Below are 12,699 nucleotides of genomic sequence, written 5' to 3' on the forward strand. Positions count from 1 at the left end.
TATAGACAAGCGCGCAAGGTTAATTGTCGCTTGCCTCACCGCCCGCCACGGTGCCGTCAATCCGTTGTCAGCGAATCGTAATCGGCAGCATTGTAAGCCGGTGCAGCCGCGTCATCGCGACGACCGCGCGCAGCTGCGGTGGCAATTCGGCGATCGCAAGCGGATTGGCCCGCTGGAACGCCCGCGCCAGCAGCGCGTGAATACCCGGCTGTGCATTGCCATCGGTAATGTCCAGCGGCGCGTGCACCGGCAGTTTCAGCGCGGCGCGCACCGCATCGAACGCGGTATGATACCCGCCGATCTGATCGACCAGCCCACGCTGCTTGGCCTGCACCCCGGTCCACACCCGCCCCTGACCGATCGCATCGATCTGGGCCGGCGTCATGTGCCGCCCGGATGCCACCCAGCCGACGAATTGCTGGTAGTCGAGCTTCAGCATGGCCTGCAAATTGGCCATCTGCGCCGGTGTCCACGCCGTGGTCGGGCTGTCGAACAACGCATTCGCCCCGCGCGACGCTCCCGCAACCGTCACCCCAATCTTGTCAAGCAGCCCACCGAAACTCAGCTTGCCGCCGAGCACGCCGATCGAACCGGTCAGCGTCGCGGGGTCAGCGACCAGCACGGCGCCATGGCTCGAAACCCAGTAGCCGCCCGAGGCATCGAGCGCGCCCATCGAGACGATCAGCGGCTTGTGCACCGCCTGCGCGCGCGCGACCTCCGCTCCGATCAGCGCCGATCCGGTCACGGTGCCGCCCGGCGTATTCAGCCGCAGCACGATCGCCTTGATCGATGGATCATCCAGCGCATCGCTGATTTCACCCGCAAGCCGGCGCGGATCGATCTTGCCGGAATCACCGCTGGCCGAGGGTGCCTCGATATCCCCGGCCGCCACGATCAGCGCCACCTTGGTCGCCCCCACCGCCGCCTTCGGCGCGTCGGCCACGTAGCGCGCCAGACCGGCGGTGCGCCCCTTGAAATGATCGATCCGCGCATCGAGCGGCAGCACTTCATCGATCAGATGATCCACCTTCGCCTGATCCGGGCTCAACGGCGCCTGATCGATCAGCGCCTTCACCTGATCCGGGCTCTGATGCAGCCGTGCCGCGATCGGCGCGAGGGCCGATTGGTAGAGCGAGCCGGCCAGGCTATCGAGCATCGCGCTGTTCGCCCGCGAGGGTGCCGAGCGCGTATACATCTGCGGGTAGGTCTTATATTTGCCGATATGGGCGAACTGGGCATCGACCCCGACCGTCTTCAACAAACCAGCGGCGAACGGCGTTTGCAATGCGAGGCCGGTCACCCCGAAATCGCCGGAAGCGGATAATTCAATCCGGCTCGCCGCGGTCGCCACCACATAGGCGCCGAGCCCGGCAGCGCCATCGAGCGACATGGCGCGCGCGATAATCGGCTTGCCGGTCTCGCTGCGGAACCGCGCGAGCGCATTGTGCAATTCTTCGGCCGTGGTCAACGAACAGCACGCGCTGCCGAGTTCGATATCGATCCCGCTGACCCGGCCATCATGCCCGGCGCGGTCGATCGCCTCGACCGTCTCGACCAGATTGGGCCGGGCGGTGCCCTCGAAATTCATCCAGGCCGGCTCGCGCGGCGCATCGGCCGGCGGATGCGTCAAATCCAGCACCAAAGCGAATCGGCCCGGCAGCGGCTTGACCCGGCTCGCCTCCAAACGCCGCAGCGCAGCACCTGAGAGAATGATGACCAGCAGCAGAATCACCCCGAGCGTGAACACCACGATCTTGACCAGACGCCACAGCAGTATCGCGATACGGCCGGCAATGGAACGCGGTGGTGGGGCTTCGCTCATCAGACGCCTCGAAATGTTCACCCGTTTATGTGGCCAACCGCCCCGGTCAGGCAAGCCTCACGCCGGTTACGTCACCGTTTCGAACCCGGGCTTGCCGATGTCCGAGGGGTATTGCGCCACCCGGCGGAACTGCCGAGCGTCATAGCCCTGGTGATAGAACCGTTCGAGCATGGCCTGATACACCGCAGGGTTCATGCGTTTCTCGCGCGCGAAAATCCAGCCCAGCGAGCGGTTGGGAAAACCGGCCATGAACGCGGAATAATCCGGCTCGATATGCATGATCACATACGGCACACCGATCGACCCGCTCAGCGCCGTCACCCGCCAGATCGCGTTATCGGTCCCCGGCTCGACCTGATCGATCGAAGTGAACTGGAACAGTTTCGCATCGAACGACTTGGGATAGGCGTTGTACTGATCATCGATCGCGCCATCCCCCCGCTCGGTGTACACCGCGTAGGAGCCGACGTAGTTTTTCTCGGCGAAATACGGGATATGGCCGTTGATGTACCATTTGCCCATGAACCGGCCGAGATCGACCGAGGCATGTTGCAACGGCTTGTACGGGTAGGAACTGGTATCGAGCGTGCAACCGGCCAGCAGCGCCGGTGTCGCGGCGAGCAAAGTACGGCGAGCGAGTTTCATCATCGTATGCGTCCCCTTCATCTACCTATCGTCGATACGATCGGTATCCTGGCTTGGATGTGGGGTGGCATACGCAACGTATCAGGTGTGGCCCGCCTCGATCGCGGCGATCACCGCGTTGGTCACCTGAACCGTGGTGGCATCGCCACCAAGATCACGGGTGCGGGGGCCGTTCGCTGTCACCTGCTCGACCGCATTCATCAACCGGGCTGCCGCGTCCATCTCACCCAGATGCTCGAGCATCTGTGCCGCGGTCCAGAACGCACCGACCGGATTGGCGATGCCCTTGCCGGTGATATCGAACGCCGAACCATGGATCGGCTCGAACATCGAAGGATAGGTCCGCTCCGGGTTGAGATTGGCGGTGGGCGCAATGCCGATCGAACCGGCCAGCGCGGCCGCCAGATCGGACAGGATATCCGCGTGCAGATTGGTCGCAACGATGACATCGAGGCTGGCAGGCTCATGCACCATACGCACCGTCATGGCATCGACCAGCATTTTATCCCACGTCACGTCGGGAAAATCGGCGGCGGTGCTGGAAGCGATTTCGTCCCACAGCACCATGCCGTGGCGCTGCGCGTTGGATTTGGTCACCACCGTAATATGCTTGCGCGGCCGCGACCGCGCCAGTTGAAACGCAAACCGCATGATCCGCGCAACACCGGCGCGCGTGAAAATCGAAACCTCGGTCGCGACTTCCTCGGGATGGCCGCGATGCGAACGCCCGCCCTGCCCGGCATATTCGCCCTCGCTGTTCTCGCGCACGATCACCCAGTCGAGATCCGCAGTGCTGCAATCGCGCAGCGGCGAGCGCAGACCCTGCAAAATCCGGGTCGGGCGGACATTGGCGTATTGGTCGAACCCCTGGCAGATCGCGAGGCGCAGCCCCCACAGCGTGATGTGATCGGGAATATCCGGCGCGCCGACCGCACCGAAATAGATCGCATCGAACCCCCGCAAACGATCGAGCGCATCCGCCGGCATCATGACGCCGTGCTTGCGGTAATGGTCCGATCCGTAATCGAAGCCCGTCACATCGAGGCTGAAGCGGTTGCTGTGCTGCGCCAAGGCCTGCAACACCGCAACACCGGCCCCGATCACCTCGGGGCCGATGCCGTCGCCAGGAACGCTGGCGATGGTGTAGTGCTTCATTCCGCCGGCTTGCCCATCGGCATCCGCACGCTGGGTGCCACGTCGCGCACATTGATCGTGAGCATCAGCAGCCCCGCCGCGAACAGCGAGAGCGCGAACAGGATGGCGGTGGCATAGAAATTACCCGTCACATCCTGCAGATAACCGCCGAGGAACGGGCCGAGATACCCACCCAGATTCCCGAGCGCGTTGATCAACCCCATCGCACCACCCACCAGGGCGACCGGCAGGGTGCGCGAAGCCGCGGCCCAGAACGGACCGTCGTAGGACAGCGCCCCACCCATCGCGAGGCACAGGAACACGATCGACAGCACGATCATCGAACTGCCGATCGTGACCGACAGGATCAGGCTGATCGAGGCCAGCATCATCGGCAGGAATACATGCCACGAATACCGCCGGTCGCGATCCGCCCACCAGCCGTTGCCGAACAGCATCACCGCCGCGACAACATAGGGCAGCATCGCAATCAACCCGACCGCGCCGAACCCGGCATGGGTCAGCGCTTTCAACAAGGTCGGCATCCACATGTTCAGCCCATAGAAGCCGATCTGCACCAGAAAATACACCGCAACCAGGCGCCAGACGGTGGCGGATTTGAAAATGCTCGAGAACGGGCCGGGCACCGGTTCGTTCGCCCGGTCCTGCGCGATCGAGCGGTTGATATAGTCACGCTCCGGCGGCAGGCACCACGATGCATCTTCCGGACGATCCTTGATGAAGATCAGCCAGAGCGGCAGCGCAATAATGAAAGGCAGCGCGCCTTCGACGAAAAACAGCGTCCGCCAGTCCGACATCGAGATGATGAAGCCCGACAGTGGCTGCGTAATGATCGAGGAAATCGCGAGATTGGCGATCCAGAACCCATAGGCGCGGGCGCGTTCCTGCACCGGGAACCAGTGGCTCAGCAGCACCAGCGTCGCCGGCCAGATACCGCCCTCGGCAACGCCGAGGAAAAAGCGGGCGATGATCAACTGCGTGAAGTTCTCGGCAAACCCGCAGGCCAACGCCATCAGGCCCCAGAAGCAGATCATGATCGCGACGAATTTCTTGGCCGACCAACGTTCGGCCAGCCAGCCACCGGGGATCTGCAACAGCACGTAGCCGACGAAAAAAATACCGCCCGCCGTGCCTTCCTGCGCCTTGGTGGTGTGAAAATCATGGCCGATGCCCGCGAAGGCATAGGCGATATTGGTTCGGTCCATAAACGAAATGATATAAACGATCATCGCGATCGGAATCAGTCGAAACCATCGGGAGTTGCCGATCGGGCCGGCCATGCTGGTCGCACTCATTGTCGTTTCCTCCATTGCTCGTTCAGCCGTTACCGGCGGACAGTCTTTTCTCGTCACCAACCGGTTGCTGGACGATCAACCGGCCTTCGCACTATGATAGCGCTATCATATCCTCTAAGTACCATCCGGGCAGCGCCCCGGAGGCTTATCGATAAACCACCGGGGCGAAAACGGCAATCACTGGCGTCGCCCGCCGCCAGACCATGCCGTCAACTATGCGCCATCGAGACATCCTTGGATTCCGGCCCGAACAGCATCAGCACCACGATCACCACAGCCACGATGCCGATCACCCAAGCCATTGCCAATCCGTAATTATGCCCGTGCGAGGCCGCAAAACTCGCCTGCAACGTCGCGTTGTACGAGGCGAGGAAATTGCCAAGCTGATACACGAACCCCGGGAACGTCGCGCGGATCTCCTTGGGCGACAATTCGTTCAGATGCACCGGAATCACGCCCCAGGCACCCTGCACGCAAATCTGCATCAGGAACGCGCCCAGGCCGAGCATCACCGGCGTCATCGAAAACGCCCAGAGCGGGATCAACGGGATCGCAAGCCCGGCCGCAATGCCAATCGTCAGGCGCCGGCCGATCTTCTGCGACAGCAGGCCGAACGCGATGCCGCCGATCATCGCACCCAGATTATAGATCAGCGCGATCGTGGTAATCGTTGCGTGGCTGAAATGGTGCTGCTTGCCCAGAAACGCGCTCGGGTAAAGGTCCTGCGAACCATGCGAAAAGAAGTTGAACGCCATCATCAGGATCACCGCGTACACGGTCAGACCCAGATGCTTGCGCAGCACCGTTGATACCGGCACCCGCGGCTGACGCGCCATCTCGCGCCACACCGGGCTCTCCGGCACCGAGGAACGGATATACAGCACCAGCAGCGCGGGAAACGCCCCGATGATGAACATCCCCCGCCAGCCGACATAGGGAAACGCAAACCCGAACAGCACGGTCGCCAGGAAATACCCCGCCGGATAGCCCGATTGCAGCAGGCCGGACACCCAGCCCCGCCAGCGCGCCGGAATGGTTTCCATGGTCAGCGACGAGCCGATCCCCCATTCACCGCCCATCGCAATGCCATAGAGCGCGCGCAGGATCATGAACGCGGTCAGGCTGGGCGCGAAGCCGGTTGCGAGTTCGAACAATGAAAACGCCACGATATTGACCATCAGCATCGGCCGCCGCCCATACCGGTCCGCCAGCCGGCCGAACAACAGCGCGCCGACCGGCCGCATCGCGAGCGTCAGCGTAATCGCGATCGTCACCGCGGTGATGCCGACATGGAACGTCTTGGCCACCGCCGAGAAGGTAAAAATCAGGATGAAGAAATCGAACGCATCGAGCGTCCAGCCCAGAAATGCCGCGATCACCACCTTGCGCGCGGTCGCGATATCGGGCTCGGTCATGGAACCCCGTGTGTCGGACATCATCTTCCCCCTGATGCGCTGCGGCAGCCACCCTGCCCTGCTTCGCGCCTTCTAGCGAAAAAGGACAAGGCGGCAACCCCACGCCCACGGGAGCGCGCGCGATGATCACCACGCGTTATCGCCTTGGCAAACCACGGCAATACCGGGCATGCTGGCACCGACCCCCACCCGAAGGACGCGCCGCATGGATGTCGCATCGTCAACCCCGACCGCAGCGCCCACGATCAGCCGCACCGTCATGATCCTGGGCGCCTCGATCGGCAACGCGCTCGAGTTCTACGATTTCTTCATCTACGGCTTCTTCGCGACCGATCTCGCCACCGCTTTCTTCCCCGGCCATGATGCCACGACCAAACTGCTGCTGACCTTCGGCACCTTCGGCGTGTCGTTCCTCGCCCGCCCGGTCGGCGCCGTCATTCTCGGCACTTTCGCCGATCGGCGCGGCCGCACCGCCTGCATGATCCTCGCCGTCTCGTTGATGACCCTGGCAAGCGCGCTGATCACCCTGATGCCGTCGCGCACCAGCATCGGCCTGCTCGCACCGCTCGGCATTCTGCTGGCGCGCCTGATCCAGGGCTTCGCGCTCGGTGGCGAGTTCGGCAGTTCGACCGCGCTGATGATCGAGCATTCACCCGGCCGCGAAAGCCACGCCGCAAGCTGGCAGGGCACCAGCCAGAATTTCGCGGGCCTATTCGCCGCCGCGGTCGCCTACGGGTTGAGCCTCGCCTTGTCGACAGCCGCGTTTCAGCATTGGGGCTTTCGCATCGCCTTCGCCATCGGCACGCTGGCCGGGCCGATCGCGATCGTGCTGCGCCGCCATCTGGTCGACGCGCCCGGCTTCATCGCCCAGCAGCGCAACCCGGCCGACACCGCGGCACGCGACCCCTCCACCGGCGGCGGCATCGCGATTGCGGCCGGCATGGTCGCGATCGGCACCGCCCAGACCTATCTGATCGTCTATCTGCCGACCTACGCCGCAACCCAGCTGCACATGACCCAGGGCAAGGCGCTCGGCGCGATCGTCCTGCTCTATATCGTCACCCTCGCGATCGTCCCGCTGCGCCTGCTGATCGCCCGCCGGTTCGACACATCGCACCGCAGCCGGGACATGATCCTATCCTGCGTCGCGATGATGGCGGCAGGCTATCCGGCGTTCATGCTGCTCGGCCTCTGGCCCAGCGCAACCGCGCTGTTTCTGATCCCGCTGTTCTTCACGGTGATCGGCCTGCCCTACAACGCGCCTCTGACCGGTTTCATGGGCATGGTGTTCCCGATCAGGCATCGCGGCATCGGTCTGTCGGTGGGTTACGCGATCGGCATCGCGCTGTTCGGCGGCTTCGCCCCGTTCATCAACACCTGGCTGATCGAACAGACCGGCGATCCCCGCAGCCCAGGTCTCTACCTCGGCCTCGCATCGATCATCACGATCATCGCGATCGGTTTCGCCAAGTCCCGCCTGCCCCCGGCGGACAACGCCCCTGCGGGACGGCGTTGATCACCGGTCAGGCGGAAAGCCCGTAAAAAATGAATGGTCGGAGTAAGAGGATTCGAACCTCCGGCCCCTGCGTCCCGAACACAGTGCTCTACCAGGCTGAGCTATACTCCGTTGGGGAGGCGTATAACCAAGGGGACTCGGTTCCGCAAGGCACTGATCGTTTTCGCATCGTCCCGCCAGCATTGCGCCGCCCGCCGGCGTGCCCTGCGCCCCCGCTGGTTGCTGATATTTAACCGTTCTGTGGTTCACCCCGATGCTCGCACCCTCGCATATTGGGTGCTAAGGAGCGCGCCATGCCTGGACCATTGAAAGCCGGCGACCGCCTGGCCAAGGATAAATCGCCGCGCACCAAAGGTGCCCCGGCGCCGAAACGACCGCGCAAGCAGCGGCCGGGACTCGCACGCGTCGCCGGCGGCGTGCTCGCGCGCGGCGTCTATCGTCTCGCCCTCCTCGGCATCGTGGCCGGCGTGGTCATCGGCGGCGGCGTGTTCCTCTATTTCAGCAACGGCCTGCCGAGTGTCGCCAAGCTGCGCCATTACGAACCCCCGCTCGAAACCCGCATCTACGCAGACAATTTCCGCCTGATCGCGGCGCTCGGCACCCAGCACCGCATCTACGTGCCCTACAACCGCATCCCCCAACTCGTCTCGCGCGCGTTCATCTCCGCCGAAGACCGTAACTTCTGGACCGAACCCGGCATCGACCCGCTGGCGATCGTCCGCGCCGGCTTCGTCGACATGACCAGGCTGGGCAGCCACGAACGGCCCCTCGGGGCCTCGACCATCACCATGCAGGTGGTCAAGAACATGCTGCTCGACAACCGGATCGATTTCGCCCGCAAGGTCAAGGAAGCCATCCTCGCCCTGCGCGTCAATCGCGCCATGAGCAAAAAACGCATCCTGACCCTCTACCTGAACGAAATCTATCTCGGCCAGAACGCCTGGGGCGTCGCCGCCGCGGCCGAAGCCTATTTCGACAAGCCCTTGTCCAAGCTCACCATCGCCGAAGCCGCGACACTGGGCGGCCTGCCCAAGGCGCCGACCAACTACAATCCCTTCCTGCACCCCAAACGCGCGCTGAACCGGCGCAACTGGGTGATCGGGCGCATGCGCGACGACGGCGTGATCACCAGCGCCGAAGCCCAAACCGCCATCGCCTCGCCTTTGCTGCCCAAGGCCGCCGCCGGCACCCGCCCGGTGCCCGGCGCGGGCTATTTCATCAACGCCGTCGAAGCCCAGCTGGTCCAGATGTTCGGCCAGAAAACCACGATGGAAGGCGGCCTGATCGTCCGCACCAGCCTCGACCCCCGGCTGCAAGCCACGGCAATGGACGCGATGCGCAACCGCCTGGAAGCCTACGACCACGAATTCGGCTTCTACCACGGCCCCGTCACCCGGCTGACCGTCGCCGATCTGTCGAACAACTGGGCCGCCGCCCTCGCCAAACAAACCACCCCGGCAGGGCTGCGCCGGCGCTGGCGCCTCGGCGTCGTGGTAAGCGAAACCCCCGCCCTCGCCCATATCGGCTGGATCCAGGGTGACAATGCCGCCGCCACGCGCACCGGCACAATCACCCTCGCCGCCCTGCAATGGGGCCGCCCGCTGGTCAACGGCCACCCCGGCCCGCTGCTCCGCTCGGTCGGCCAGATGCTCAAACCCGGCGACGTCATCATGATCGACCCGCACAAGCCGGCCAAAGGCGGCACCGTCTCGCTCGAACAGATCCCCGTCGTCGAAGGATCGATGCTGAGCATGAACCCCGAAACCGGCCGCGTCAGCATCATGGTCGGCGGCTGGAGCAACCGGATGAGCCCGTACAACCGGGCCACCCAGGCGCATCGCCAGCCCGGCTCCAGCATCAAACCGTTCGACTACCTCACCGCGATGCAGGCCGGCATCCAGCCCGACGCCACGATTCTCGATGCACCGTTCACCCAGCGCCTCGCCGATGGTCAATTATATCGGCCGGGCAATTACGAAATGAGCTTCCTCGGCCCGGTGCCGGTGTTCTACGCGATCGAACAATCGCTCAACCTCGCCACGTTGCATCTGGTCCGGCGCGTCGGCCTCGCCAACGTCGCCGCCAATTTCGAGAAATTCCGCATCGTCCACCACATGCCGCTGATCTACCCGGCCGCGATCGGCGCGCTCGATACCACGCTCTGGCGCATGGTGCGCGGCTACGCCGCCCTCGATGAATACGGCAGGCAGGTCGAACCCTCTTTGATCGACAGCGTCACCGCCCCGGACGGCCACATCCTCTACCAGGCGCCCGACCAATCCTGTGCCAACTGCATGGACGGCTCAGCCAGCCAGTTGCCGGTCCTGAACCGCCCCGGCGCCCAACTCGCCGACCCCAACAGCGTCTATCAGGTCATCATGATGATGCGGAACGTGGTCGAACACGGCACCGGCGTCCCCGCCGTCGTCGGCCTCAACCGCCCGATCGCCGGCAAGACCGGCACGACCAATAATTTCAACGACGCCTGGTTCCTCGGCTTCGTCCCGCAAATGGTCACCGGCTGCTGGATCGGCTACGACACGCCGCGCGACCTCGGCCCTAACCAGACCGGCGGCAATGTCTGCGGCCCGGCCTGGAACCAGTTCATGAAAGTCGCCCTGAAGGGCCAGCCGGTGATCGATTTCCCAACCCCGCCGGGCATGACGCTCGCGCGCGTGTCGTTCGACAGCCAGACCGTCACGGAAGCGTTCAAACCCGGCCAGGTTCCCGGCAGCCAGTCGAACCTCGGCCTGGTCGCCGACAATCCGCTCGGCCTCGGCGGCTCGCTCGCCAACAGCGGCGGCCAGACTGTGCAGCATGATTTCAACCCCGCCAGCGACGGCAACCCGGGCAGCCCCAACCCGGCAACCCAAGGTCAAGGCAACCCGCCGCCGGCGCCCGCCAGTGTCGACAAATCGCTGGGCGGCCTGTATTAGTCGCAGCTTCCGCAATTCTGGAACCAAAAATCAATGTCCGCCGAAACCCTCGCACTTGCCGAGCAGATCACGCAAAGCGTGGCCCTGCTGAGGAGGCATCTTTGACTGGGATGCCTCGCTCGACAAACTCGATCGCCTGAATTCCCAGGCCGAAGACCCGCAACTCTGGAACGACGCCGCAGCGGCCCAGGCCCTGCTCCGCGAACGCACCCGCCTCGCCACCCAGACCGATGCCGTGCGCGCGATCGAGCGTGACACCGAAGACGCCGTCATGCTGGTCGAACTCGCGGAAGCCGAGGGCGATCAAGCCCTGGTGGACGAAGCCGAAGCCGCCCTCAAACGCATCGCCGAGGACGCAAAGCGCCGCGAAATCGAAAGCCTGCTCTCGGGCGAGGCCGATGCCAACGATGCCTATATGGAAATCAACGCCGGCGCCGGCGGCACCGAAGCGCAGGATTGGGCCGAAATGCTCATGCGCATGTACACCCGCTGGGCCGAACAACACGGCTACAAAGTCGCCATGCTCGACCAGTCCGAAGGCGAACAGGCCGGCATCAAATCCGTCACCCTGCAAATCACCGGCATGAACGCCTACGGCTGGCTGAAAACCGAAGCCGGCGTCCACCGCCTGGTCCGCATCTCCCCGTTCGACGCCAACGCCCGCCGCCAGACCAGTTTTGCCAGCGTCTGGGTCTATCCCGTCGTCGACGACACGATCGAAATCGAAATCGACCCCTCCGACCTCAAGGTCGATACCTACCGCGCCTCCGGCGCCGGCGGCCAGCACGTCAACAAGACCGAAAGTGCGATCCGCATCACCCACATCCCGTCGGGCATCATTGTCGCCTGCCAGACCGATCGCTCCCAGCACCGCAACCGCGCCACCGCCATGGCGATGCTGAAAGCCCGCATGTACGAGGCCGAACTGCAACGCCGCGAAGCCGCCAGCGCGGCCACCGAATCCACCAAACGCGACATCGGCTGGGGCCACCAGATCCGCTCCTACGTCCTCGCCCCCTACCAGCTCGTCAAAGACCTCCGCACCAACTGGGAAAGCGGCAACCCCGACTCTGTCCTGAACGGCAACCTCGACGAATTCATGGCCGCCTCCCTCGCCGCCCGCGTCGGCGCCACCCGCAGCGAGGCTTCGGCACAGGCGGGTTAGAGCGATATGCGATTAAGTTAACGCCGCAGCGTCACCATAATCGCATGAAATCGATCGATAAACATACCGCTGGAGCGTTAGGCTGAAAGCATAACGCTCCAGATTTATGCGTGAACCAATGCGGTCGCCGCAATCGGCGGGGCTCGATGATCGATTGCCGATCTGGTCGCGGATCGGCCAGGCTCATGCCGCCGGCGGCGGCTGTCATCGCCAGATTGTGAATAAATCCTGGGATTCTGTTTTCTATATGTTAGGAATCACGGCGATAATGGTAGCAGACCGATGCGAGACGGAAGTTGCAACATGGAAACGGATGATACCCGGGCGATTCAGCGGGCTGAATGCGGGTCCTGTCGCCGCGGGGCTTACGATTTTCCTTTGACAATGGCATTCCAACCGATTGTCGACATCGGTCGGCAAGAGATCTTCGCGTATGAAGCGCTGGTTCGCGGTCCGAACGGAGAAAATGCAGCTTCGGTCTTTGAGGCTGTGACCGAAACCTTGCTCTACGGTTTCGACCAGGCCTGCCGCATAACCGCGATCGAACAGGCAACCGCGCTCGGACTTGTGGGCAGATCCGCCGCCCTCTCCATCAATTTCATGCCGAATGCGGTGTACGAACCCAAGGCCTGCATCCGCAAAACGCTGGAGACCGCGGCGCGCGTCGGCTTCCCGACCGACCGGCTGATCTTCGAGATCACCGAAGGCGAAGCGGTAACCGACCCCGCCCATCTAGCCCGCATCGTTACC

At 63.8% G+C, this 12,699-nt stretch carries 9 protein-coding genes and 1 tRNA gene; 4 read left to right on the forward strand and 6 right to left on the reverse strand.

The features are described from left to right. Positions 1–67: 67 nt before the first annotated feature. The 5 genes from B7X49_RS00850 to B7X49_RS00870 form a co-directional block, all read right to left on the reverse strand. Positions 68–1,822, reverse strand: coding sequence for a S49 family peptidase (locus B7X49_RS00850; RefSeq protein WP_286702413.1), 1,755 nt, complete (start codon positions 1,820–1,822; stop codon positions 68–70). A gap of 66 nt (positions 1,823–1,888) precedes the next feature. Beyond that, on the reverse strand, positions 1,889–2,467 hold the full coding sequence (locus B7X49_RS00855; protein WP_286702414.1) for a lipocalin family protein: 579 nt from the start codon (positions 2,465–2,467) through the stop codon (positions 1,889–1,891). An 81-nt stretch (positions 2,468–2,548) separates the two neighbouring features. Then, complete coding sequence (locus B7X49_RS00860) at positions 2,549–3,622, reverse strand: tartrate dehydrogenase (protein ID WP_286702415.1); 1,074 nt, start codon at positions 3,620–3,622, stop codon at positions 2,549–2,551. Beyond that, complete coding sequence (locus B7X49_RS00865) at positions 3,619–4,917, reverse strand: MFS transporter (RefSeq protein ID WP_286702416.1); 1,299 nt, start codon at positions 4,915–4,917, stop codon at positions 3,619–3,621. Before B7X49_RS00865 ends, B7X49_RS00860 begins: the two co-directional genes overlap by 4 nt. Positions 4,918–5,126: 209 nt before the next feature. Continuing rightward, complete coding sequence (locus tag B7X49_RS00870) at positions 5,127–6,353, reverse strand: MFS transporter (RefSeq protein ID WP_286702417.1); 1,227 nt, start codon at positions 6,351–6,353, stop codon at positions 5,127–5,129. A gap of 184 nt (positions 6,354–6,537) precedes the next feature. Between B7X49_RS00870 and B7X49_RS00875 the strand changes: the two genes are divergently transcribed. Next, on the forward strand, positions 6,538–7,848 hold the full coding sequence (locus tag B7X49_RS00875; protein WP_286702418.1) for an MFS transporter: 1,311 nt from the start codon (positions 6,538–6,540) through the stop codon (positions 7,846–7,848). 34 nt (positions 7,849–7,882) lie between these two features. On the opposite strand, the gene B7X49_RS00880 is transcribed toward B7X49_RS00875, so the two are convergent. Beyond that, positions 7,883–7,959 (reverse strand) — tRNA-Pro (locus tag B7X49_RS00880). A 182-nt stretch (positions 7,960–8,141) separates the two neighbouring features. Between B7X49_RS00880 and B7X49_RS00885 the strand changes: the two genes are divergently transcribed. From B7X49_RS00885 to B7X49_RS00895, 3 genes are all read left to right on the forward strand, one after another. Then, positions 8,142–10,784, forward strand: a complete 2,643-nt coding sequence (locus B7X49_RS00885) for a penicillin-binding protein 1A (RefSeq protein ID WP_286702419.1) — start codon at positions 8,142–8,144, stop codon at positions 10,782–10,784. Between the two features lie 33 nt (positions 10,785–10,817). Beyond that, positions 10,818–11,949, forward strand: a protein-coding gene (prfB, locus tag B7X49_RS00890) for a peptide chain release factor 2 (protein WP_286702420.1) whose coding sequence is annotated in 2 segments (ribosomal slippage) — positions 10,818–10,886 and positions 10,888–11,949 — 1,131 coding nt in all. Because the reading frame shifts where the segments join, the coding sequence is not laid out codon by codon here. Positions 11,950–12,252: 303 nt separating this feature from the next. Next, positions 12,253–12,699, forward strand: a 447-nt coding sequence (locus B7X49_RS00895) for an EAL domain-containing protein (protein ID WP_286837698.1), incomplete at its 3' end; no start/stop codon positions are given.

It is taken from the genome of Acidiphilium sp. 34-64-41 (assembly GCF_002282635.1).
GTDB classification, from domain to species: Bacteria; Pseudomonadota; Alphaproteobacteria; order Acetobacterales; family Acetobacteraceae; genus Acidiphilium; species Acidiphilium rubrum.

Excerpts from the sequence above, each read along its gene's own strand:
- B7X49_RS00870 (WP_286702417.1), bottom strand. The coding sequence starts at position 6,353 with ATGTCCGACACACGGGGTTCCATGACCGAGCCCGATATCGCGACCGCG.
- B7X49_RS00885 (WP_286702419.1), top strand. The coding sequence starts at position 8,142 with ATGCCTGGACCATTGAAAGCCGGCGACCGCCTGGCCAAGGATAAATCG.
- B7X49_RS00855 (WP_286702414.1), bottom strand. The coding sequence starts at position 2,467 with ATGAAACTCGCTCGCCGTACTTTGCTCGCCGCGACACCGGCGCTGCTG.
- B7X49_RS00865 (WP_286702416.1), bottom strand. The coding sequence starts at position 4,917 with ATGAGTGCGACCAGCATGGCCGGCCCGATCGGCAACTCCCGATGGTTT.
- B7X49_RS00850 (WP_286702413.1), bottom strand. The coding sequence starts at position 1,822 with ATGAGCGAAGCCCCACCACCGCGTTCCATTGCCGGCCGTATCGCGATA.
- B7X49_RS00860 (WP_286702415.1), bottom strand. The coding sequence starts at position 3,622 with ATGAAGCACTACACCATCGCCAGCGTTCCTGGCGACGGCATCGGCCCC.
- B7X49_RS00875 (WP_286702418.1), top strand. The coding sequence starts at position 6,538 with ATGGATGTCGCATCGTCAACCCCGACCGCAGCGCCCACGATCAGCCGC.